This window comes from Paracoccus sp. R86501 (assembly GCF_042466435.1).
In the GTDB taxonomy this organism is placed as follows: domain Bacteria; phylum Pseudomonadota; class Alphaproteobacteria; order Rhodobacterales; family Rhodobacteraceae; genus Paracoccus.
On the sequence record NZ_JAXHPZ010000001.1, the window covers coordinates 749,891 to 771,136 of the forward strand.

Consider the following 21,246-nt stretch of genomic DNA (forward strand, 5'->3'; position numbering starts at 1 on the left):
GATGCCGCAACCCTTGCAATACCTGAAGGAAACGCCCTCGCAGACGGCTGGCCCTTACGTCCATATCGGTCTGGCGCCCGCCGCCGCCGGTTTCGACATCTATCGCCGCGAATTGGGCACGCAGATCGCCCCCGAGGACACCCCCGGCACGCGCATCCGGATCGAGGGTCGGGTGATCGACGGTATGGGTGCCGTGGTCAAGGATGTGATGATCGAGATCTGGCAGGCCGACGCCAATGGCATCTATCCCCACCCCGATGATGCGCGCCACGCCGATGCCGCGCCAGGTTTTCGCGGTTTCGGGCGCGTGATCCCCGATTTCGACAGTGGTGATTTCGCCATCGAGACGATCAAGCCGGGTCCGGTGCCGATGAAGGGCAGGGGTGTCGCCGCGCCGCACCTGAACCTGTGGCTGGTCGCGCGGGGGATCAACCTGGGCCTGAACACGCGGCTCTATTTCGGGGATGAGGACAACTCGGCCGACCCGATCCTGAACCTGATCGAACAGGACCATCGCCGCCGGACGCTGATCGCGGAAAAGACCGCCGACGGTGTCTATCGCTTTGACATTCGCCTGCAGGGCGACAACGAAACGGTGTTTCTAGATGTCTGACAATGCTTGCATTATTTGCGTGGCCATCACCGGGTCCTTGCCCGGCAAGGACAACAATCCCGCCGTTCCGATCACCATCGCGGAACAGATCGAATCCACGCATGAGGCCTTCGAGGCCGGTGCCGCCATCGCCCATTGCCATGTGCGCGACGACGCGGGCAAACCCACCAGCGACCCCGAACGCTTTGCCCAGCTGCTGGAGGGGCTGCGGAAACATTGCCCCGGCATGATCGTGCAGCTGTCCACCGGCGGCCGGTCGGGGGCAGGGCGCGACCGCGGGGGCATGCTGCGACTGTCGCCGGACATGGCATCCCTTGCGGTGGGGTCGAACAACTTCCCCAACCGCGTCTATGAGAACAGCCCCGAGCTGGTCGATTGGCTGGCCGCCGAGATGGTTGCCCATGACGTGATGCCCGAGATCGAGGCCTTCGATCTGTCCCACGTCCTGCAGGCCGCGATCATGCATAAGGACGGCCGTCTGCCGAACCGCCCCTATGTGCAGTTCGTGATGGGCGTCAAGAATGCCATGCCGGTCGATCGCGATGTGTTCGATTACTACATCCATACCGTCAAGCGGCTGTTCGGTCAGGACGTGCCTTGGTGCGCGGCAGGCATCGGCCCGAACCAGATCGTGCTGAACGAATGGGCGATTTCATCGGGCGGTCATGCCCGCACGGGTCTGGAAGACAACGTCCGCATTGACCGCAACACGCTGGCACCGTCGAATGCGGCATTGGTGCGGCGCGCGGTCGAACTGTGCGAGAAATACGAACGCCCCGTCGCGACCTGGCAGCAGGCGCGCGACATTCTGGGTCTGAAAGCGAAGGTGTCTGCATGAAGAAGGTTTACGGGACGGCGTCCGAGGCGCTTGAGGGTGTCTTGCATGACGGGATGTTCATCGCGGCGGGGGGCTTTGGGCTCTGCGGCATTCCGGAACTGCTGATCGCGGCGATCCGCGATGCGGGGACGAAGGATCTGACTATCGCCAGCAACAACTGCGGCATCGACGAATTCGGGCTGGGGATCCTGTTGCAGACCCGCCAGATCCGCAAGATGATCAGCAGCTATGTCGGTGAAAACGCCGAATTCATGCGCCAGTATCTGTCGAAGGAGCTGGAACTGGAGTTCAACCCCCAAGGCACGCTGGCCGAACGCATGCGCGCGGGCGGCAGCGGCATCGCAGGCTTCTATACCAAGACCGGCGTCGGCACGATGATTGCCGAGGGCAAGGAGGTAAAGACCTTCGACGGTCAGGACTACATCCTGGAACGCGGCATCGTCGCCGACCTGTCGATCGTGAAGGCATGGAAGGCCGATGACACCGGCAACCTGATCTTCCGCAAGACCGCCCGCAACTTCAACCCGCCCGCCGCCATGTGCGGCAAGATCTGCGTCGCCGAGGTCGAGGAGATCGTCCCGCGCGGCAGCCTGGACCCCGACCAGATCCACCTGCCGGGCATCTATGTCCACCGCATCGTGCAGGGCAGCCATGAAAAGCGCATCGAGCAGCGCACCACCCGCAAGAAGGAGGTCGCGTAATGGCCGAGGCACCCAAAGGCTGGGACCGCAACCGGATGGCCGCCCGCGCGGCCGAGGAGCTGGAGGACGGCTGGTACGTCAACCTCGGCATCGGCATCCCGACGCTGGTGGCCAATTACGTGGGCGACAAGGACATCACCCTGCAGTCTGAAAACGGCATGCTGGGCATGGGCCCCTTCCCGTACGAGGGCGAAGAGGACCCCGATCTGATCAACGCCGGCAAGCAGACCATCACCGAACTGGACCGCACCAGCTATTTCGACAGCGCGACCAGCTTCGGCATGATCCGTGGCGGCAAGATCGCCGCCGCCATCCTTGGCGCGATGGAGGTTGCCGAAAACGGCGATCTGGCCAACTGGATGATCCCCGGCAAGCTGATCAAGGGCATGGGCGGAGCGATGGATCTGGTCGCGGGCGTGGGTCGCGTGATCGTGGTCATGGACCACACCAACAAGGCCGGCGACAGCAAGATCCTGCACGAATGCACACTGCCGCTGACCGGCAAGGGCGTCGTCGACCGGATCATCACCAACCTCGGCGTCTTGGACGTGGTCCCGGGTGGGTTGAAGATCGTCGAACTGGCCGATGGCGTCTCCGAAGACGACCTGCGCGCTGCAACACAGGCGAAGATCGTCGCATGACCGGACCCGCCGACAGCCCGCTTTATTCCGAACTGTTCGGGGATGATGCCACCGCCGCGCAATTCACCGCCAAGGCCGAGCTGTCGGCGATGATCCGGACCGAAGGCGCGCTTGCGCAAGTGCAGGGGCAGGCGGGGCTGATCCCCGCTGCCTCGGCGGCGGCAATTGTCGCCGCCTGCACCGACATGCAGATCGACCCTGCCACGCTTGCCACGGCCACGGCCCGAAACGGCGTGCCGGTTCCGGCGCTGGTGCAGGCCATGCGCGCGCAGATTCCGGCGGATCACGCGCAATATCTGCATTGGGGCGCGACCAGTCAGGACATCATGGACACGGGGCTGGCCCTGCGTCTGTGCCCCATGCTGGACCTGTGGGAAGATCGTCTGACCGAGGTGCTGGCCCGCCTTGGGCAGATGGCCGCCGAGCACGCCGATTTGCAGATGGGCGCGCGTACCTATGGTCAGCTGGCGACGCCGACCAGCTTTGGCGCGGTGGTCGCAGGCTGGGGCTGGCCGTTGATCGAAGCCCTGAGGGACATGGACCGCCTGCGCACCGCCGTGTTGCGGGTGTCGCTGGCAGGGGCTGCGGGCACTCTCTCGGCCATGGGTGATCAGGGTGCACAGATCAGGGCCGGACTGGCGCGGGCATTGGATCTGGGTGATCCGGGGCATGCGTGGCACAGTGATCGCAGCGGCATGGCCACGCTTGCGGGCTGGATGGCATCGCTGGCCGCCAGTCTTGGCAAGATGGCCGAAGACCTGCTGTTAATGACCCAATCGGGTCTGGGGTTGGTGGCAATCAGCGGGGGCGGCGGGTCCTCGACCATGCCGCAGAAACAGAACCCGGTGGCGGCGGCGGCGCTGGCGGCATTGTCACGGCAGGTGCTGGGGTTGTCGTCCACCATGACCGGCGCGGGGCTGCACCGACAACAGCGCGACGGGGCCGCTTGGTTCACCGAATGGCTGACCCTACCGCAGCTGTGCATCAGCACGGGGCGGATGCTGTCGCTGGCGGAGGATCTGCTGTCGCGCCTGCAGCCCGATGCGCAGGCCATGCAGGCCGATCTGCAAACCGGCAACGGCGTCATCCATGCCGAGGCGCTCAGCTTTGCGCTGGTGCAGGTGATCGGCATTGATCGGGTCGAGGCCGCGGCCAAGGTCAAGCAGATGTGCCAGACCGCCACGCGCGACGACATCCAGCTGACCGATCTGGCGCAGCACGAATGGCCGGGCCACGACTGGCCGCACCTGCTGGCCGCGCGGGGCCTTGGCCTTGCCCCGTCCGAGGCGCGCGATTTCGCGCAGGCGGTTTCATCCCTCTAGCCGCTGGCGATAGGCGCCGGGCGACAGGCCCATCACCTTGCGAAAGCGGCGGTTGAAATAGCTGGGGTCCTGATACCCCAGCTGATAGGCGATCGCCTGCGCCGTCATCCTTGTGTAGGCCAGCAGGCGGGTCGCCTCGCGCATCAGGTGGCTCTCGATCATCCCATGTGCCGACATTCCGGCCTGCGCACGACATAGCCGCCCCAGATTGCGCGGTGACATCCCCATTTCCGCGGCATATCGGTCAAGGCTCCAATGCTGGGCATGGTGGTTGGCGATCAGTTCGGAGAAGCGCAGCAGCCGTGTCTGCGCGGGCGGGACCGATGCGCTGTTGACGGCGTGATCCTGCAGCAGCGTGCAGATCAGCTGGGTCAACATCCCTTGCAGATTGGTACGGCGCAGCGGCGCGTTCCCCTGCCATGCTGCGTGCAGCGACGTTACAAGGTCCAGCGCGGCAGCGGCGGGGGTGCCCAGTACCGGGGCCGTCGTCATAGGCGCGATTTCGGCGCCTTGCGCGAACAGCTGGGGATGGCTTTCGACGGGCAGGGTCAGAACCCAACCCTCGGTTCCGGCGGCGAAGGTAAAGCCGTGGATCAGGTTCGGCGGAATGAACAGCATCAGCGGCAGAGGCGGTTGGTTGACATGACCGTCCAGCCCGATGACGGCATGACCTCTGGTCAGCAGGAATATCTGCGCCAGATGCGCGTGGCGATGCGGCGCGATCCGCCAGTCCAGCCCTGCGGCCCGGTCGCGGATGCGTTCCATGTGCAGGACGTCCGGAAAGGGCGAACTTTCGCCATACAGCTGCCAGGCGGGAATGGGGGGCGTCGTCATGTCCCGATAGTGCCATGATTTGCCCGCATCGTCCATTCAGGATGCAGGCTTCCCGCCGCATCATGGTGCCAACACGACATGCATATGGGGGGATCATGCGAACACAGGTGGCCATCATCGGCGGAGGGCCTTCGGGGCTGATGCTGTCGCAACTGCTGAACCGTGCGGGCGTGCGGACCGTCGTTCTGGAACGCAAGACGCGCGACTATGTGCTGGCGCGCGTGCGTGCCGGCATTCTGGAGGCGGGGACCGTCGATCTGCTGGAACAGGCCGGCGTCGCACAGCGCATGCACGCCGAAGGTCAGCCCCACCACGGCTGCTATCTGACCGACGATCAACAGATGATCCGTGTCGATTTCACCGAAAGCTGCGGCCAGCAGGTGATGGTCTATGGCCAGACCGAGGTGACGCGCGACCTCTATGAGGCGCAGGACCGGATCGGCGCGACCCATATCCATGAGGTCGAGAATGTCGCCATTAATGACCTGAAAGCCGCGGCACCCCATGTGACCTTCGACCGGGGCGGCCAAAGCCACCGGCTGGATTGCGACATGATCGTCGGTTGCGACGGTTTCCACGGTGTCAGCCGCCATGCGATCCCCAAGGATGTGCGGCGGGAATACGAACGCGTCTATCCCTTCGGCTGGCTGGGCATCCTGTCCGAAACGCCGCCGCTGCGCCCCGAGCTGATCTATGCCAACCACCCGCGCGGCTTTGCACTGGCCTCGATGCGCCACGAGATGCTGTCCCGATATTACATTCAGGTCCCGCTGAGCGATAAGGTCGAGGATTGGTCGGACGATGCCTTTTGGGATGAATTCCGCCGCCGTCTGCCCGATGATGTCGCCGCCGATCTGGTCACCGGACCCACGATCGAAAAATCCATCGCCCCTCTGCGCAGCTTCGTCAGCGAACCGATGCGTTGGGGTCATCTGTTCCTGTGTGGCGATGCCGCCCATATCGTCCCGCCGACCGGTGCCAAGGGTCTGAACCTGGCGCTGTCGGACGTGCGGTTGCTGTCGGCGGCATTGATCGCGCACTACAACGACAATGACGACAGCGGGCTGGAGGGTTATTCCGCGCAGGCGCTTCAGCGTGTCTGGAAGGCCGTGCGTTTTTCCTGGTCGGTGACCACGATGATGCATCGCTTCCCCGATCACGACGCCTTCGACCACCGCATGCAGCAGGTCGAATTGCAGGCCCTTGCGAATTCGGACACGGCGCGGCGGCTGTTTGCCGAAAGCTATACCGGCGTCGGGCTTTAGGCCCGCAGAACCAGCGTCGGACCATGGGCGGCATCGGCGTCCTGCGGGTCATGCGTGACCAGCAGAGCGGGGATGCCGGCCTTGGCGATATGGGCGAAGGTAAAGTCGCGGATGTCCGACCGCAGTGCGGCATCCAGTTTGGAAAACGGCTCGTCCAGCAACAGCGCGCGGGGCTGGGCCAGCAGCCCGCGCATCAGCGCCACGCGCGCCATCTGCCCGCCCGACAGGGTGGCGGGGTCGCGGTCCGCCATGCCCGCCATCCCCGCGTCCGACAGCGCCTGTTCGACCAGATCGCGGCGGTTGCGGATGGCGCGCGGGATGCCGAAGGACAGGTTCTGCCCGACGCTGAGGTGCGGGAACAGCACCGGGTCCTGAAAGATGACGCCGATGCGGCGGGACTGTGGCCCCAACCCCGTCAGATCGGCACCGTCCAGCAGGATCTCTCCGTCGAGGGTGAAATCATGGGCCAGATGTCCGCCGATGGCATCCAGCAGCGTGGATTTTCCGACGCCCGACGGCCCCATGACCACCCCCACCTGACCCGGCAGCACGCGCAGGTCCAGTGGCGCGAACAGCGGTTCATTCTGGCGATGGCGGATCTGCAATCGGCGCAATTCAAGCATGGGTCACCTTCCTGCGCGCAGGGCGCGGCGGTTGCGGAACAAGATGGCGGGCAGTGCGAAGGCCGTCCCATAGGTCAGGATCGGCAGCAGCGCCTGAAGGCTGGTGACCACGCCTGTGACCCGGCGGTCCGACCCCGACGACAGGGTCACCGCCTCGGTCGTCAGGGTGCTGACGCGACCGGCCCCCAGAAACAGCGTCGGCAGATATTGCGCGACCGAAACCGCGACGCCGATGGCAAAGGCGGTCAGCACCGGAACCAGCAGCACCGGCAGCTTGACCTGCCACAGAATGCGCCACGGGCCAGCCCCAAGCGCCGCTGCAGCGCGGGGCAGGCGCGGGTCCAGCGCCCGCCACGGGTCCGACAGCGCGATCATCACATAGGGGAAGACAAAGATCGCATGTCCCCATGTCACCAGCGCCACCCCCTGCGGCAGTCCTGCGCCAAGTGCCGCGATGTTCAGCCCATAGAGAAAAGCGATCTGCGGCAGCAGCAGCGGCAGATAGATCAGCGCCTCGGCCCAAGGGGCGCGGGGGGTGGCGCGGCGATCCTCGGCCTCCAGCCAGGCGATGGCGGCGGTCAGGGCCAGCGCGGTGCTGATCAGCGCGACGATCAGCGTCGTCGTCAGGGGACCGGCCGCGATCTGTCCGGCCCGTGCCCAGAACCGCCACGACAGCGCGGCGGGCAGGATGTCGGGAAAGGACCAGCGCCATGTCACCGACCACAATGCCAGAACCGCAAGCGCGGCCATTGTGATGGCCAGAATCGCGCCGCCGCAGATGGCCGCGATCCGCGTGGCGATGGCCAGCCCCGGCAGGCGATGCCCCTGTGCCACCCAATGCGGGCCGTGGCGCCGGATGATGCGCTGCAGGCCCATTAAGCCAGCCCCGGCCAGCACCACCAGCCCCAGCTGCAGCAGGCTGCCCGCAGCGGCAGGCAACAGGCGCGACAGGTCGGGATCGCCGTAAAGGCGCGTCAGCATCACCGCCAGTGTCGGCGGGTTCGAAGGCCCCAGGATCATCGCCACATCCACCACCGACAGCGAATAGGCCAGCACCACCAGCACCGGCAGGCGGATCAGCGGCCACAGTTGCGGGGCGATCAGGGTCAGCCAGATGTGCGTTTCAGGCAGACCGAGGGCGCGGGCGCTGCGCAGGTGGCGCGACAGGGGGATCTGCTTCAGCGCAGCCAGCATCATCAGCAGCAGAAAGGGAAATTCTTTGGCGGTCAGTCCCAGGATCATCGCCAGTCCCCAAGGGTCGTTGACCGTGGCGATATCGGGCGGGCGGTCCCATCCGGCCAAGGGCGCCACGGCACGTGCCAGCCACCCCGAGGGTGCGATCAGGAACCCCAGACCGATGGCCAGCGCCGCATGGGGCGCGGCCAGCACCGGGGCCAAGACACGCAACGGCCAGCCGCGGTCATGCCAGCGGATGCAGCAGGCGGCCGCCAGCGCCAGCGACAGCGCAGTGGTCGCCACTCCCGTCCACAGGCTGGTCAGCGTGGCACGCGCCAGCCCCGGAATGGCCAGCAGTTCGCGAAAGGCGTCAAGCCCGGCATCGGTTGCGCCGATGGCAGGCATCCACCCCGCAGCCGCGCGCAAGGTCTGCCAGACCCCGGCAAGGATCGGCAGCAAAATCAGCATCAGCACCGCCGCCAGCACGACCCGCGCCAGCCGGCGGTCGGGCCGCGGGGGTGTCATCTGATGTATCGCGCGGCCCATTCGTCGGTCAGTCGGGTCATCCAGCTGGCGTGCGGCTCGGGCAGGGTGGGGCCAAGGTCCTGCAGTGTCGGCAGGGAGGGCGCCGTGGGCAGATCGGCGAATGTATCGGCGGGCAGCTTCTGCGGGTCCAGAACCGAGAACGATCCCAGGACGGTGATGTCCTGCATATGGGCCTGCGACTGCGGTTCCAGCAGGAAGTTCGCGACCACCTGCGCCCCTGCCGCATGGGCGGCGTTGAAGGGGATGGCCACGAAGCTGACGTTGCCGATCGAGCCGCCTTGGGGGACGAAAACCCGTGCCGTGTCTGGCAGCAGCCCCTGTTCGATGGCGGCGGCGGCAGATGCGGGGTCGAAGGACAGGGCGATGTCAATCTCGGCGTCGTTCAGCAATTGCTGCTGGATGGATTCGTTTTCGGGAAAGACCTGTCCTTGCCGCCACATATTGGGACGCAGCGCGTCATACCAGTCCCACAGCGGTGCGGATTGGCGGGCGAATGCGTCATCGATGACGGGGGATTGCAGGGCGGCGGGGTCAGGGGCCATCTCGACCAGCGCCTGCTTCAGGAACGTCGCCCCCATGAAGTTCGAGGGGGCGGGATGCGTCATCCGCCCCGGATGGGCCGCCGCCCAATCGACGAAGCCTGCCATATCCGCGGGCGGGTTCGGTGCGCGTTCGCTGTCGTGGATGAAGACAAAGCGGGCCAGACGCCACGGGCTTTCGCGGCCCTCGGTGGGAATGGTGAAATCGACCATGGCCGGCGCGTCGGGTGACAGGTCCAGATATTGCGCATTGGGCAGATCGGACAGGAAGGGATCGGCCAGCAGGCCCTGATCCTTCATCGCCAGAAAGTTCGGCCCGTTGATCCAGATCAGATCGACCGACCCCTCCGTGTCACGGCCCGCGGCCTTTTCGGACAGAACGCGGGTCACTGCCTCGGCGGTGTCGGTCAGCTTGACCTGCTGCACCGAAACGCCAAAGCGGTCCTGCGTCTGTTCGCCCACCCATGCGATGAAATCATTGGTGCGCTGATCCCCGCCCCATGCGTTCCAGAAAACGGTCTGCCCGCGTGCATTTTCCAGCGTCTGGTCCCAATCGGCCAGCGCGGGGGTATTCAGGGTCAGCAGGGCGCTGGCGGCAATAACGGTGACGGTCAGGTGATGGCGCATCAGCGGGTTTCCTTGGTTCGGGGCGCGAATGCCTGCCACCCCATGTGCCAGCGCAGGACGGTCGTGATCGCACAGGCGGTTGCAAAGACATAGGCCAGCGGCGCAAAGGCATCGGGCCACAGGCAGATGATGATGAACAGGGCAATGGTCTCGAAGCCCTCGGTCAGGCCGCCAAGGTAATAGATGCCCTTGGCGGGGAAGGCATCGGCGCTGTCGCCGCGTTTGGCCGCGATGGCGGCAAAGGCCAGAAACGACGATCCGGTCCCCACGAAGGCCGCGATCAGCACGGCGGCAGGCAGGGCATTGGCCGGATCGTTCAGTGCAAAGCCAAGCGGGATCAGCGCATAGAACATGAAGTCCAGCGCGATATCCAGAAACGCCCCGCGATCGGTCGGGCCTTGCAGCCGCGCGACGGCCCCGTCCAAGCCGTCCATCAGGCGGTTCAGCCCGATCATCGCAAGGGCGGGCAGCCACCACCCCATGACGACGGCGGCGAAACCGGCCAACCCGAAGCCGAAGCCGACGATGGTCAGCTGGTCGGCATGGACGTTGCGCGCGTCCAGCCAAGCGGCAAGGGGCGACAGGGCGCGGCGTTGCGTGGGCAGGATCAGGGCATCGATCATCCGCGTCTCCAATCGTGGAAGCGTTCGGCAAGGGCGGTCAGGCGGGGGTTCACATGGGCACGGCGCCATTGGCCGGCGACGGATTTATTGGCCTCGGCCAGGGTGGGATAGATGTGGATGGTGCCCAGAATTTTCGACAGGCCCAGCCCGTGCTTCATGGCCAGCACGAACTCGGCCATCAGATCGCCCGCATGCGCGCCGACGATCGTCGCGCCAAGGATGCGGTCCTTGCCTTTTGGGGTCAGCACCTTGACGAAGCCGCGCGTGGCGCCATCCGCAATGGCACGATCCGAGCCGTCCAGATCGAAACGCGTGACCGTGACATCCAACCCCTGATCGCGCGCCTCGGTTTCGGAAATGCCAACTCGGGCGACCTCGGGGGCGGTGAAGGTGGCCCAAGGGATGACGCGGGCATCGACCTTGCTGGCCTTGATGTCGCCGAACAGCCCGTTCACTGCCGCATAATAGGCCTGATGGCTGGCGGTATGGGTGAACTGCCACGGCCCCGCCACATCCCCTGCGGCCAGAATGTTGGGATAGAGCGTCTGCAGATAATCGTTGGTCTGAACGGTGTGGTCGGTCGGGATGCCCAGTTCCTCGAGGCCCAGACCGGTCAGGTTCGGGGTGCGGCCGACGGCGACGATGATCTCGTCCACGGTGATGCGGCTGGTCTGACCGTCGTGTTCGACCTGCAGCCAGCGACCGCTGTCGTCCCGGCCCGCGGCGGTCGCCTTGTGTCCGGTCAGGACCTGCACCCCGTCGTCGCGCAGCGCCGTTGCGATCAGCTCGGAAACTTCGGGGTCTTCGCGGGGCAGGATGCGGTCGCCCGCCTCGATCTGGGTGACATCGGCCCCAAGGCGCGCAAAGGCCTGCGCCAGTTCCGAACCAATCGGACCGCCGCCCAGAATGGCAATGCGGGCAGGGATCTGATCGCGGTCCGACAGCGCGTCCCACATGGTATCCGAGGTCAGCGCGCCACAATCGGCCAGCCCGGGAATGGGCGGCATGGTCGGCTTGGCGCCCGTGGCGATGACGATGGCGCGGCTCGTCAGCTGCTGCGTGCCGCCGTCGTTCAGGTCGATCTGGACGGTAAACGGGTCGATCATCCGGGCGCGGCCCTTCAGAACCTCGACGCCCAACCCTTCATAGCGTCCGACACTGTCGTGGGGGGCGATGCTGGCGATGGCGGCATGGATGCGGGCCATGACGGCGCGGAAATCCACCTGCGGCTGTGCGGGGGCGATGCCGAAGGCCTGCGCGTCCCGCATGCTGTGGGCGACATGGGCGCTGGCGATCAACGCTTTGGAGGGCACACAGCCGGTGTTCAGACAGTCGCCGCCCATGGCACGAGCCTCGACCAGGGTGACGCGGGCTTTGGTAGCTGCGGCGATATAGGCGGTGACCAGTCCCGCCGATCCAGCGCCGATGACCACAAGGTTGCGGTCAACCTTGGCGGGCCGCGTCCAACGGGCATAGACGCGGCGGCGCCGGATGATGGCCATGACAGCCCGCGCGATCCATGGAAAGGCCGCCAGCACCGCAAATGACGCCAGAACCGCAGGCGACAGGATGCCCGAGATGCTGTCCAATTGCGCCAGCTGCGTGCCCGCATTCACGAAGACAGCCGTGCCCGCCAGCATTCCCAGCTGGCTGACCCAGGCAAATGTCGCCACCGGCATCGGCGTCAGACCCATCAGCAGGTTGACCGCAAAGAAGGGCAGGACCGGGATCAGCCGCAGCGAGAACAGATAGAAGGCTCCGTCGCGTTCGACGCCGCTCTCGATCCGGTCCAGCCGGTTGCGGAACTGTCCCCGGACCCAGTCCCGCAGCAGATAGCGCGCCGCCAGAAACGACAGGCTGGCCCCGATGGTCGAGGCAAAAGAAACCAGCAGCAGCCCCTGCCAGAACCCGAACAACGCCCCCGCGCCAAGCGTGAGCCAGACCGCCACGGGCAGCGACAAGGCCGCCACCGCGACATAGATGGCGAAGAACGCCCCCGCGACCAGCAGCGGGTTCTCTGCCCTATACCCTTGAGCGCGATTCAATTGTTCGCGGACACCTTCCAACGTGGTCAGGTTGTCGGGTATGGCCAGAAAGCCTGCGATGGCAATCAGCACCAGCAGTGCAAAGATCAGGGGGCGGGTCATTGGTGGGCCTTGTCCTTGGGGGCTTTCGATGCACTTCGCGGCTTGGCCTGCCGACGTTACAGGCGCGATGCGAAATAGTGAAATGCCACCCTAGCCCCAGGCATCGATGATATCCTGCGACAGGCGGGTCAGACTGGGGGCGGTCAGATCAGGGACCGGGACCCCCGGCACCTGCAAGGGCGCGTTCGACCCATGGGTGACCAATGCGCCCTTGCCGCCCATGGCCTGCAGGCCAATGGTGTCCCAGACATGGCAGGCGACAAGGCACAGGTCCTGCGGTTCGACCTTCAGGGCGTCGCAGACCAGCTGATAGGTCTGCGGCGCGGGCTTGAAGCGTCCGCTGGGCTGAACGCTGAAGGATGCCTCGAAAAAGGATGCCAGACCCGCCTTCTCCAAGGCGGATGGCCCGTCACCCTTGGGGGAATTCGTCAGGGTGACCATCCGAAATCCCGCGTTCCGAAGGGTTTGCAGGGCTTGGGCCGCGTCGGGGTGGGCAGGCATGCTGCCGATGGCCGTCGAACAACTGGGCGACATCGGCGTCAGTGATATGGCGATTGTGGATCTGGCCCTGCATCCTCAGGACACCGGCTGCCAGCTTGGCAAAATCGCTCTCGATCCTCGCCAGCGACAGGGTCTGAGAGTAGAGCACCAGCTGCGCGAACCATTCGCGCATTGCGGCGGGGTTGTCGAAAAGCCGTGTGAACAAAGGCACAAGGCTGTCCAGGTCCAGCAGCGTTTCGTTCACATCGAAGACAAGGATCGGTCGCTGGGACATCTTGGGGGCCTTTCATGACGCTTGTTGACGGGAAAACGAGCGCCGGTGCCTTCGGGTTTCCCGCGCCCCGTCTTAACCCGCGGTTTACGCCTTTGTCCTAAGGCTGGTCGGTGACAGCTTTCACGCATCGGACGGGGATCGCCATGACGTCTGTTTATCGGGCCGCCATTCTGCTGATGCTGGGGGCGGCGCCTGCCGCCGCGCAGGACGACTGGGCCGGCATCCATCTGGGCGCGGCACTGGTGACCAACCGGGTGCAGCTAGGCGCGCAGGGCGATCTGCGTGATGATCTGGACCAACAGGGCATCGACGCGCAGTTGTTTTCGCCATCGGGCGAGGCGGCGGCACTTCGCGTCGGGCGTGACTGGCAGTACGGCAATCTGGTTCTGGGGATCGCTGCGGAATATCAGGCAGGCTCGGCCAGTGCGGGTGCCGATGACGCGCGCATCGCCGAACTGCTGATGCAACCGCAGGTCAGCCTGACGCGCAATGCCCGGCTGTTCGGACGCATCGGTTATGCGGCAGGGGACTGGATGCCCTATGCGCTGGCCGGGCAGGATGTCGCGCGGCTTCATATCAGCGGGGCGGCGCAGGCATCTGGCGACATAAGGGGCAACAGTCTGGGGCTTGGACTGGAACACCGGGTCAATCCGCAGATATCGACCTTTGCCGAATATTCGCAGACACAGTTCGACCCGCTTCCGGGCGCCGAGGATCAGCTGGATCTGTCCCGCAAAGACCTGAGGGTCGGTGCAAGTTTCCGGTTCTGAGGAATGCGGTCGGTCGGATGAGTGTCCGGCGCTGCAGCCTTAATCATCGCCTGTCGGGACGGTCGCGAGTCCGTAGAAAATCGGTCTGATGCATTTTGGGCCGCCTTCGTGACCGGCAAGTTGCCTGCGTCCCGTATCGGGTGCAGGACAACCGCGATGCCCTTTGCAAAGTGCTGAGCGAGACCAAGATACGCGACGTCAACTTATCGCATCCAGATGTGCGGTTTTCGCAAATTGCGCGTGGGAGGCTCTACCAAACATGCAAACCCGTAAAACGGTGCGTTGAGTAGTTCATGGATACTTGCTTGGTCCCCATCCGCTGTAACCAAGCAGCTGGAAAGCCGGTTTCAATCGCATCGGCATCGCATTTGTCCGGATGGTGACCCGCCGTGCAGTCGAAATGACCTAACCGTCGATGAAAACCTGACCGTCGCTTTCGCGCAGCGGCACTGTGGAGAGTTGGCATCCCAACCCCTCGCCCGCGACACCTAGGCCGGTGGTGGCGTCGAACATCGCGCCATGGGCACTGCACATCAGCCGTGTTCCGTCCTGCGACAACAGGCGCGGGCTGCGGTAATCCAGTGGCAGGAACTGGTGCGGGCAGGCGTTGACATAGCCCTTGATGCTATCATCCGTCACGACCAACAGTAGGGGGAAATCACCCCTGTCGGTGGTGACCGTCACCGCCTGCGCGCCCGACAGCGTCGAAACCCCCGCCACCGGCGTGCCGGGGGCGGGGGCCGAGGATAAATTGCTCCAGATCATTCGGCGGGCTCGGCCTTCAGGACGCCGCGGCGGACCTGATCCTCCTCGATGGATTCGAACAAGGCGCGGAAGTTACCCTCGCCGAAGCCGTCATCGCCCTTGCGCTGGATGAACTCGAAGAAGATCGGCCCGATCACGGTCTTCGAGAAGATCTGCAGCAGGATGCGCGTCTGGCCACCGCCGACCACGCCTTCGCCGTCGATCAGGATACCGCGCTTCTGCATGCGATCCAGCGGTTCTTCATGGCCCTTCACGCGGGCGCGGCTCATCTCATAGTAGGTGGAGGGGGGACCGGGCATGAACTCCATCCCGGCATCGGCGATCTTGTCGGTACCTCCATAGATATCGTTGCTGGCAATGGCGATGTGCTGGATGCCCTCGCCCTTGTATTCGCGCAGGTATTCCTCGATCTGGCTGTTCTCGTCGGCGCTTTCGTTGATCGGGATACGGATCTTGCCATCGGGCGAGGTCAGCGCGCGGCTGGTCAGCCCCGTCTGCTTGCCCTTGATGTCGAAGAAGCGGATCTCCTTGAAGTTGAACGTATCGGCATAGAAGCGATACCAGGTATCCATATTTCCGCGAATGACGTTATGGGTCAGGTGGTCGAGGTAGTAGAAACCGAACCCCTTAGGGCGTGGATCGACCGCATCCAGCCAGTCGTAATCGGCGCTGTAGGCGCTGCCCTGATCGCCGTAAGTGTCAATGAAATACAGCAGCGATCCGCCGATGCCATAGACGGCGGGCGCATCGATGGACTTGCCGTCGCCGGTGTATTCGGTGGCGCCCAGCTCGACCGCGCGCTTCAGCGCATGCTGCGCATCGACGACGCGCCATGCCATCGCGGGGGCGCAGGGGCCGTGTTCCTTGACGAATTGCGCCGCATGGCCGTCCGGATCCGCGTTCAGCAGATAGTTGATGTCGCCCTGACGATAGAGCGTGATGTCGCGCGTCTTGTGTTTGGCCACAGGCGTGAAGCCCATCTGGCGGAACAGCTTGTCCAGCACGGCAGGATCGCGATGGGCATATTCGACGAATTCGAAGCCGTCGGTGCCGGCGGGGTTCTCATCGGTGATGGTGGCCTTGGGGGCATCATGCGGGAACGGTCCCATGTGGCTCTCCTTCCATGTTTTCAACTTGGCATCATCATGCGCCCCCTCGGCTGCGTTTTGTTTGCGTTCTGGGGATCGCGCATGGATCGGAATGCATGTATCATGCGTCAAAGCGCAGAATCTGCGCGATGTTATGCGCCAGGTCCGTTCATGGCGCATGAGGCGGCTTGTGAAAGAGGTGATGATGACGCTGGATGAATTCGACATCGCGATCCTTCGCGCCCTGCAAAAGGACGGTGCCCTGACCAATGCGGCGCTGTCGGGGATGGTGCATCTGTCGCCCTCGCAATGTTCGCGCAGGCGTGCCGCGCTGGAGGAGGGCGGCCTGATCCGGGGCTATGCCGCGCGGCTGGATGGGGACCGGTTGGGGTTCGGCCTGCGTGCCATCGTACGGGTGAACCTGCGGCGGCATGGCGGCGACAGCGAACGCAGCTTCGCGCGGTTCCTGTCGCTGCAACCCGAGGTGCGTTCGGCCTTTTCCGTCTCGGGCGATGCGGATTACGTGCTGGACCTGCGGACGCTGGATCTGGAACGCTTCGCACGCTTCATCCACGAACATCTGCTGCCCCATGAACATGTGGCCCAGGTCCGGTCCGAGATCGTCCTGCGCACGGTCAAGGACGATCCCGGCTTCGATCTGGGCCATCTGTAGCCTTCAGGGAAAGACCGGCGCGGGCAGGATCTGTCCCGTGCAGCTGCCGAAGCCCACGCGATAGCCATCGCCCTGCGCATTTCCGGCCAGCGTGATCACGTCATGATCCTGCAAAAAGCTGCGCGTCTGGCCGTCGGCCAATCGCAACGGGCGTTCGCCGCCCCATGTCAGCTCCAGCAGTGACCCCATGCTGTCATCACCATCGCCCGAGATCGTCCCCGACCCCAGCAGATCGCCCGTCCGCATCGCGCATCCCGATGAAGCGTGATGCGCCAGCTGCTGCGCCGGTGAATAATAGAGGTGCCGCATGTTGGTGCGGCTGATGGTCTGCGCCGCGCCACCTGTTGACAGCGCCACCGACAGGTCGATGTCGAACAGGCCCGGCGCATCCTCGGCCAGATAGGGCAGCAGGTCGTGGTCGCGCGGCGGGGTGGGCGTGGCAAAGGGTGCCAGCGCCGCCGTCGTCACGATCCACGGGCTGATCGAGGTGGCGAAGGCCTTGGCCTGAAAAGGCCCGAGCGGCTGGTATTCCCAGGCCTGGATGTCGCGCGCCGACCAGTCGTTCAGCAGCACATGGCCAAAGATCATCCGTCGCGCCTGATCCGTCGTCACGGGCTGGCCCATCTTCGACGGGGTGCCGACGATGGTGCCGATCTCCAGCTCGATATCAAGACGCGTGCTGGGGCCGAAGGCGGGCATGGCGGCATCCTTGGCACGGGTCTGCCCGTTCGGGCGATGGATCGGCGTCCCCGACACCACCACGGTTGAGGCCCGCCCGTTATAGCCAATGGGGATATGCAGCCAGTTTGGCGGCAGCGCGTTTTCCGCCCCGCGAAACATCGTGCCGACATTGGTGGCGTGCTGGCGGCTGGCATAGAAATCCGTGAACTCGGCCACGGTCAGGGGCAGGTGCATCACCGCATCCGTGGCGCGGTGCAGCATCGGCGTCAGTGCCGCAACATGGTCCGATCCTTCGGCCAGCAGTTCGATCAGGCGCTGCCGGAAGTTGGCCCAGACCGTCGGTCCTGCCGCCATCAGCGGGTTCCAAACGCCATTCTGACACAATCCCCGCGTGCCCGTCAGGCCGGCGGTCTCCGCCGCAGTGACATCAAGGATCATGTCGCCGATGGCCACCCCGCATCGCGGTGCCCCGCCTGTCGAGAATACGCCATAGGGCAGGTTGTTCAGCGGGAAATCCGTGTCCGTGCGATTGGCGCTGGCGACCCAGCTTGGCATCAGCCCCATCACTTGACCCCCGGGGTGCCGTCGAACTTCCTGTCCAGCCCGTACCAGCATTCGACATAATCGTCCTGCAGGGGGGCGCTATGGGCGGCGAATTCCGTCAGGTGCTGGGGGAAGCGGGTTTCGAACATGAAGGACATGGTGTTCTCCAGCTTCTGGGGGGCCAGATCGGCGTTCGAGGCGGCCTCGAAGGCGGCGCGGTCGGGGCCGTGGGGCAGCATGCAGTTGTGCAGGCTGATCCCGCCGGGGACGAAGCCCTTGGGCTTGGCATCATACTGACCGTGGATGTTGCCCATCAGCTCGGACATGACGTTCTTGTGGTACCAGGGCGGGCGGAAGGTGTTTTCGGCCACATTCCAGCGGTCGCGGAACAGGACGAAGTCGATGTTCGCGGTGCCCTCGATACCGCTCGGGGCGGTCAGAACGGTATAGATCGAGGGGTCGGGGTGGTCGAACAGGATCGCGCCGACCGGGCAATAGGTCCGCAGGTCGTATTTCACCGGCGCATAGTTCCCGTGCCACGCCACTACGTCCAGCGGGCTTTGGGCGATGTCGCATTGGTGGAACTGGCCGCACCATTTGACGGTCAGGGTGGATGGGACCTCGCGGTCCTCATAGGCCGCGACGGGGGTCTTGAAATCGCGGCGGTTGGCCATGCAGTTGGCGCCGATGGGGCCGCGTCCGGGCAGGGTGAATTTCTGGCCATAATTCTCGCAGACGAAGCCGCGGGCGGGGCCTTCCAGAACCTCGACCCGATAGACGAGGCCGCGCGGGATGATGGCGATCTCCTGCGGGCCGATCTCCAACACGCCCAACTCGGTGGCGAAGCGCAGGCGGCCTTCCTGCGGGACGACCAGCAGTTCGCCATCGGCGGAATAGAAATAGGCGTCCCACATCGATTGCGTCACCAGATAGACATGGGACGCCATGCCGGTCTGCGTGTTCACATCGCCCGCCGTGGTCATGGTGCGCATGCCCGTCAGCCATGTCAGCGGTTCGTCGGAATGGGGCACCGGGTCCCACCGGTATTGGCCAAGGCTGGTGACATCCTTGATCACATGCGGCGCGGATTTCCACAAAGGCAGCGCAATGCGCGAGAACCGCCCCTGATGCCGGACCGAGGGGCGGATGCGATAGCACCACGTCCGTTCGTTCTGATGCCCCGGCGCGGTGAAGGCGGTGCCCGACAGCTGTTCACCGTAAAGGCCGTAGGCGACCTTCTGCGGGCTGTTCATGCCTTGGGGCAGGGCGCCGGGCAGGGCCTCGGTCTCGAAGTCATTGCCGAAGCCCGGCATGTATTCGGGGGGCGATCCGGCCAGCGCGTTCCGGATGGAGTCCTGCGATGTCATGGCGATCTCCTGTTGTCGGGTTCCTTATTGGGGTAATGGTTGTATTTGTAACCAACAATGATCTTTTTGCAGGCTGCCATGACCGATCCCACCCCGTTCCAGCTGCAGGATTTCCTGCCCTATCTGCTGAACCACGCCGCCGAGGATGTGGGACAGGCCTTTGGCCGCATCTACAAGGACCGCTATGGGATGCTGCGCACCGAATGGCGGGTGCTGGCGCATCTGGGACAGTTCGGGCCGATGGATGCGACGCAGATCGGGACCATGGCGCGGGTCCACAAGACCAAGATCAGCCGTGCTGTGGCGGCACTGCAGGCCAAGCGTTTCGTGACGCGCGATACCGATCAAGACGACCGCCGCCGTGCGCGGATATGTCTGACACGGGCGGGGCAGGCGGCCTACGCGGATCTGGCGGCAATCGCGCTGGACTATGATCGGGCGCTGGCAGCGCGGCTGACGCCGGATGAACACGCGGTGTTGCTGACCTGCCTGCGCAAGCTGGGTTGCGATCTGCCGTCGCCATGATCGCATCACCCGGATGGCGCCATGTGTTGATGGCCTTATCGCAGTGGGCGGGTCAAACGGCCTGTGCCATGGCCAACCTCTCGGATGTTCGGCAAAGGACACACCGGCGGGCCTGTCGAAAGCATCGAAAAACTTCTGCTGCCATCACCTTATGTCATCGCCAGAGCAAGCCCGATATGGCGGCAGTTATAGCGCCGATCACAGGATCGCGCAGGCCGGATGGCGCAAGATGGGGAACCTGAATGGTGCCAAGCCGCTTTCGATCATGCGGCGCGAAGGCGGCGCTGGACCCTGCCGATCTGATGGAACCCGGCAAGCTGGTCCCGATTGAACGGAACGGAGAAACAGCATGATCAAACCATCGACGTTTGGAAAGATCGCCACTGCGGCGTTGGCCTTGGCTGGAACGGCCGCCGGGGCGCAGTCGACCCAACCCCTGGACGGCTGCAGTTCGGCCCGTATCGCGCAGCGCTTCACGGAATTCGGCAAGACCGGCAAGATGCCGAAGGATCTGGGCCAATGGTTGAACAACCCCGAACAGCAGGCGATCGAGCCTTGGAAGGCTTTTGACAACGTCGATTACGTGGGCATCTGCTGGGTCTCGGCCTGGCTGGTCCATACCAGCGATGGCGTGGTGTTGATCGACACGCTTTATGGCCAGTTCACCGACACCCTGATCGACAACATCAAGGCGATGGGTGTCAATCTGGACGATATCAAATACGTCCTGATGACGCATGGCCACTTTGACCACGTCGGCGGTGCCGCACAACTGAAGCCCTTGTTGCCGAATGCGCGTTTCGTGATGACGCAGGCCGGTTGGGATGAAGCCGCCGAAGGGGCCGCCGAAACCGACAAGGGTCCGAACGCCTTCGACATGATCGAACCCGATATGGTCGTGGAAGACGGCGATGACATCACGTTGGGCGACGAGACCTTCACCGTCATGGAAACCCCCGGCCATACCTGGGGCACGGCCTCCTATCTGTATGACGTCAAGGACGGCGACCAGACCTATCGCGCCATCACCATCGGCGGGCTTGGCCTGAATGCCATCGACGGGCCGTCGCAGGTCGAGGCCTATATCGACAGCGTCGACAAGGTGGAACAGAAAGTCGAGGACGCCGGGGAAGAGGTGAAGGTCCACCTGTCCACGCATGGCTTCTCGAACAACCTCTATGAAAAGCACCTGAAGCTGAAGGACCGGCAACCGGGGGACCCGAACCCGTTGGTTGATCAGCAAGGGTTGAAAGATCAGCTGGACAGTCTGCGCGATGGCGCGACCGACCGGCTGGAAGAAGAGACCAAGGAGTAAAATCCGGATGCCCTGTCCAGTCGTATCATCTGGACGGGGCAAACCTGACCCATGATGCATCCTTCGGTTCCCAAGAAATGACTGCACCGTCAGATTGTGGGATCAAACATCTGACTCCGACGAATTTTATTCGAACCTTACTGCCATTCGCCCTTTGGACGGTGATTTGTTGTTTCATGGCTGACCATCGAACGCCCATGCCACTGATACGAAACACGCTTGGATGCGCCGAAAAGTATGGGCATCGCA

22 protein-coding genes are annotated in these 21,246 nt (G+C 64.4%); 10 read left to right on the forward strand and 12 right to left on the reverse strand.

Annotated elements, in window-relative coordinates; translation table 11 throughout:
- The first annotated feature begins 1 nt into the window (after nt 1).
- The 5 genes from pcaG to SJY40_RS03755 are packed head-to-tail and all read left to right on the forward strand — an operon-like array spanning nt 2 to nt 4,115.
- Nucleotides 2–613, forward strand: a complete 612-nt coding sequence (gene pcaG / locus SJY40_RS03735; protein ID WP_378942904.1) for a protocatechuate 3,4-dioxygenase subunit alpha — start codon at nt 2–4, stop codon at nt 611–613.
- The gene (locus SJY40_RS03740; RefSeq protein WP_378942906.1) at nt 606–1,451 is read left to right on the forward strand and encodes a 3-keto-5-aminohexanoate cleavage protein; all 846 of its coding nucleotides are present in this window, start codon (nt 606–608) and stop codon (nt 1,449–1,451) included. The genes pcaG and SJY40_RS03740 overlap by 8 nt, the downstream gene beginning before the upstream one ends.
- The gene (locus SJY40_RS03745; RefSeq protein ID WP_378942909.1) at nt 1,448–2,152 is read left to right on the forward strand and encodes a CoA transferase subunit A; all 705 of its coding nucleotides are present in this window, start codon (nt 1,448–1,450) and stop codon (nt 2,150–2,152) included. Before SJY40_RS03740 ends, SJY40_RS03745 begins: the two co-directional genes overlap by 4 nt.
- The gene (locus tag SJY40_RS03750) at nt 2,152–2,793 is read left to right on the forward strand and encodes a 3-oxoacid CoA-transferase subunit B (RefSeq protein ID WP_378942911.1); all 642 of its coding nucleotides are present in this window, start codon (nt 2,152–2,154) and stop codon (nt 2,791–2,793) included. Before SJY40_RS03745 ends, SJY40_RS03750 begins: the two co-directional genes overlap by 1 nt.
- Nucleotides 2,790–4,115, forward strand: coding sequence for a lyase family protein (locus SJY40_RS03755; RefSeq protein WP_378942914.1), 1,326 nt, complete (start codon nt 2,790–2,792; stop codon nt 4,113–4,115). Before SJY40_RS03750 ends, SJY40_RS03755 begins: the two co-directional genes overlap by 4 nt.
- Here the strand turns inward: SJY40_RS03755 and SJY40_RS03760 are convergent.
- On the reverse strand, nt 4,104–4,949 hold the full coding sequence (locus tag SJY40_RS03760) for a helix-turn-helix domain-containing protein (RefSeq protein ID WP_378942916.1): 846 nt from the start codon (nt 4,947–4,949) through the stop codon (nt 4,104–4,106). The two genes, SJY40_RS03755 and SJY40_RS03760, sit on opposite strands and share 12 nt — an antisense overlap.
- A gap of 95 nt (nt 4,950–5,044) precedes the next feature.
- Between SJY40_RS03760 and pobA the strand changes: the two genes are divergently transcribed.
- Nucleotides 5,045–6,214, forward strand: coding sequence for a 4-hydroxybenzoate 3-monooxygenase (gene pobA, locus SJY40_RS03765; protein ID WP_378942919.1), 1,170 nt, complete (start codon nt 5,045–5,047; stop codon nt 6,212–6,214).
- On the opposite strand, the gene SJY40_RS03770 is transcribed toward pobA, so the two are convergent.
- The 7 genes from SJY40_RS03770 to SJY40_RS03800 all read right to left on the reverse strand — a co-directional run bounded on the left by SJY40_RS03770 (nt 6,211) and on the right by SJY40_RS03800 (nt 13,270).
- Nucleotides 6,211–6,837, reverse strand: a complete 627-nt coding sequence (locus SJY40_RS03770) for an ATP-binding cassette domain-containing protein (RefSeq protein ID WP_378942921.1) — start codon at nt 6,835–6,837, stop codon at nt 6,211–6,213. The two genes, pobA and SJY40_RS03770, sit on opposite strands and share 4 nt — an antisense overlap.
- A 3-nt stretch (nt 6,838–6,840) precedes the next feature.
- Entirely contained in the window at nt 6,841–8,538 is a 1,698-nt protein-coding gene (locus SJY40_RS03775) for an ABC transporter permease (RefSeq protein ID WP_378942923.1), read from the reverse strand.
- On the reverse strand, nt 8,535–9,725 hold the full coding sequence (locus SJY40_RS03780) for an ABC transporter substrate-binding protein (protein ID WP_378942926.1): 1,191 nt from the start codon (nt 9,723–9,725) through the stop codon (nt 8,535–8,537). Before SJY40_RS03780 ends, SJY40_RS03775 begins: the two co-directional genes overlap by 4 nt.
- A complete protein-coding gene (locus SJY40_RS03785; RefSeq protein WP_378942928.1) occupies nt 9,725–10,348 on the reverse strand; it encodes a CDP-alcohol phosphatidyltransferase family protein in 624 nt (207 codons plus the stop codon). Before SJY40_RS03785 ends, SJY40_RS03780 begins: the two co-directional genes overlap by 1 nt.
- Nucleotides 10,345–12,495 (reverse strand): FAD-dependent oxidoreductase, encoded by a 2,151-nt coding sequence (locus SJY40_RS03790; RefSeq protein ID WP_378942930.1) that lies wholly within the window; start codon nt 12,493–12,495, stop codon nt 10,345–10,347. The genes SJY40_RS03785 and SJY40_RS03790 overlap by 4 nt, the downstream gene beginning before the upstream one ends.
- Before the next feature lie 90 nt (nt 12,496–12,585).
- Nucleotides 12,586–12,996 carry an HAD-IA family hydrolase gene (locus tag SJY40_RS03795; protein ID WP_378942933.1) on the reverse strand — a complete coding sequence of 137 codons (411 nt, stop codon included), beginning with the start codon at nt 12,994–12,996 and terminating at the stop codon, nt 12,586–12,588.
- A complete protein-coding gene (locus SJY40_RS03800; protein WP_378942935.1) occupies nt 12,905–13,270 on the reverse strand; it encodes a hypothetical protein in 366 nt (121 codons plus the stop codon). Before SJY40_RS03800 ends, SJY40_RS03795 begins: the two co-directional genes overlap by 92 nt.
- Before the next feature lie 143 nt (nt 13,271–13,413).
- On the opposite strand from SJY40_RS03800, the gene SJY40_RS03805 reads away from it, so the two are divergent.
- A complete protein-coding gene (locus SJY40_RS03805) occupies nt 13,414–14,040 on the forward strand; it encodes an outer membrane protein (protein ID WP_378942937.1) in 627 nt (208 codons plus the stop codon).
- Between the two features lie 405 nt (nt 14,041–14,445).
- On the opposite strand, the gene SJY40_RS03810 is transcribed toward SJY40_RS03805, so the two are convergent.
- Together SJY40_RS03810 and hppD are read right to left on the reverse strand one after the other, a co-directional pair.
- Nucleotides 14,446–14,805: a Rieske (2Fe-2S) protein gene (locus SJY40_RS03810; protein WP_378942940.1), complete on the reverse strand. Its 360-nt coding sequence runs from the start codon at nt 14,803–14,805 to the stop codon at nt 14,446–14,448.
- Nucleotides 14,802–15,914, reverse strand: a complete 1,113-nt coding sequence (hppD, locus tag SJY40_RS03815) for a 4-hydroxyphenylpyruvate dioxygenase (RefSeq protein ID WP_378942942.1) — start codon at nt 15,912–15,914, stop codon at nt 14,802–14,804. Before hppD ends, SJY40_RS03810 begins: the two co-directional genes overlap by 4 nt.
- A gap of 169 nt (nt 15,915–16,083) precedes the next feature.
- Here hppD and SJY40_RS03820 point away from each other — a divergent pair, with 169 nt between their 5' ends.
- A complete protein-coding gene (locus SJY40_RS03820; protein ID WP_378942944.1) occupies nt 16,084–16,566 on the forward strand; it encodes an Lrp/AsnC family transcriptional regulator in 483 nt (160 codons plus the stop codon).
- A gap of 3 nt (nt 16,567–16,569) precedes the next feature.
- Here SJY40_RS03820 and fahA read toward each other — a convergent pair whose 3' ends face one another.
- Nucleotides 16,570–17,811: a fumarylacetoacetase gene (gene fahA / locus SJY40_RS03825; RefSeq protein ID WP_378942946.1), complete on the reverse strand. Its 1,242-nt coding sequence runs from the start codon at nt 17,809–17,811 to the stop codon at nt 16,570–16,572.
- Nucleotides 17,811–19,157 carry a homogentisate 1,2-dioxygenase gene (hmgA, locus tag SJY40_RS03830; RefSeq protein WP_378942948.1) on the reverse strand — a complete coding sequence of 449 codons (1,347 nt, stop codon included), beginning with the start codon at nt 19,155–19,157 and terminating at the stop codon, nt 17,811–17,813. Before hmgA ends, fahA begins: the two co-directional genes overlap by 1 nt.
- A gap of 78 nt (nt 19,158–19,235) precedes the next feature.
- Here hmgA and SJY40_RS03835 point away from each other — a divergent pair, with 78 nt between their 5' ends.
- Complete coding sequence (locus tag SJY40_RS03835; RefSeq protein WP_378942950.1) at nt 19,236–19,682, forward strand: MarR family winged helix-turn-helix transcriptional regulator; 447 nt, start codon at nt 19,236–19,238, stop codon at nt 19,680–19,682.
- Nucleotides 19,683–20,031: 349 nt separating this feature from the next.
- Nucleotides 20,032–20,997 carry an MBL fold metallo-hydrolase gene (locus SJY40_RS03840; RefSeq protein ID WP_378942952.1) on the forward strand — a complete coding sequence of 322 codons (966 nt, stop codon included), beginning with the start codon at nt 20,032–20,034 and terminating at the stop codon, nt 20,995–20,997.
- The last annotated feature ends 249 nt before the right edge of the window (nt 20,998–21,246 follow it).

Coding starts and splice junctions, on each gene's coding strand:
- SJY40_RS03795 (WP_378942933.1), bottom strand. CDS start 12,996: ATGCCTGCCCACCCCGACGCGGCCCAAGCCCTGCAAACCCTTCGGAAC.
- SJY40_RS03770 (WP_378942921.1), bottom strand. CDS start 6,837: ATGCTTGAATTGCGCCGATTGCAGATCCGCCATCGCCAGAATGAACCG.
- pobA (WP_378942919.1), top strand. CDS start 5,045: ATGCGAACACAGGTGGCCATCATCGGCGGAGGGCCTTCGGGGCTGATG.
- SJY40_RS03750 (WP_378942911.1), top strand. CDS start 2,152: ATGGCCGAGGCACCCAAAGGCTGGGACCGCAACCGGATGGCCGCCCGC.
- fahA (WP_378942946.1), bottom strand. CDS start 17,811: ATGGGGCTGATGCCAAGCTGGGTCGCCAGCGCCAATCGCACGGACACG.
- pcaG (WP_378942904.1), top strand. CDS start 2: ATGCCGCAACCCTTGCAATACCTGAAGGAAACGCCCTCGCAGACGGCT.
- SJY40_RS03800 (WP_378942935.1), bottom strand. CDS start 13,270: ATGTCCCAGCGACCGATCCTTGTCTTCGATGTGAACGAAACGCTGCTG.
- SJY40_RS03835 (WP_378942950.1), top strand. CDS start 19,236: ATGACCGATCCCACCCCGTTCCAGCTGCAGGATTTCCTGCCCTATCTG.
- SJY40_RS03810 (WP_378942940.1), bottom strand. CDS start 14,805: ATGATCTGGAGCAATTTATCCTCGGCCCCCGCCCCCGGCACGCCGGTG.
- SJY40_RS03840 (WP_378942952.1), top strand. CDS start 20,032: ATGATCAAACCATCGACGTTTGGAAAGATCGCCACTGCGGCGTTGGCC.
- SJY40_RS03745 (WP_378942909.1), top strand. CDS start 1,448: ATGAAGAAGGTTTACGGGACGGCGTCCGAGGCGCTTGAGGGTGTCTTG.
- SJY40_RS03780 (WP_378942926.1), bottom strand. CDS start 9,725: ATGCGCCATCACCTGACCGTCACCGTTATTGCCGCCAGCGCCCTGCTG.
- hppD (WP_378942942.1), bottom strand. CDS start 15,914: ATGGGACCGTTCCCGCATGATGCCCCCAAGGCCACCATCACCGATGAG.
- SJY40_RS03760 (WP_378942916.1), bottom strand. CDS start 4,949: ATGACGACGCCCCCCATTCCCGCCTGGCAGCTGTATGGCGAAAGTTCG.
- SJY40_RS03755 (WP_378942914.1), top strand. CDS start 2,790: ATGACCGGACCCGCCGACAGCCCGCTTTATTCCGAACTGTTCGGGGAT.
- SJY40_RS03785 (WP_378942928.1), bottom strand. CDS start 10,348: ATGATCGATGCCCTGATCCTGCCCACGCAACGCCGCGCCCTGTCGCCC.
- SJY40_RS03805 (WP_378942937.1), top strand. CDS start 13,414: ATGACGTCTGTTTATCGGGCCGCCATTCTGCTGATGCTGGGGGCGGCG.
- SJY40_RS03775 (WP_378942923.1), bottom strand. CDS start 8,538: ATGACACCCCCGCGGCCCGACCGCCGGCTGGCGCGGGTCGTGCTGGCG.
- hmgA (WP_378942948.1), bottom strand. CDS start 19,157: ATGACATCGCAGGACTCCATCCGGAACGCGCTGGCCGGATCGCCCCCC.
- SJY40_RS03740 (WP_378942906.1), top strand. CDS start 606: ATGTCTGACAATGCTTGCATTATTTGCGTGGCCATCACCGGGTCCTTG.
- SJY40_RS03790 (WP_378942930.1), bottom strand. CDS start 12,495: ATGACCCGCCCCCTGATCTTTGCACTGCTGGTGCTGATTGCCATCGCA.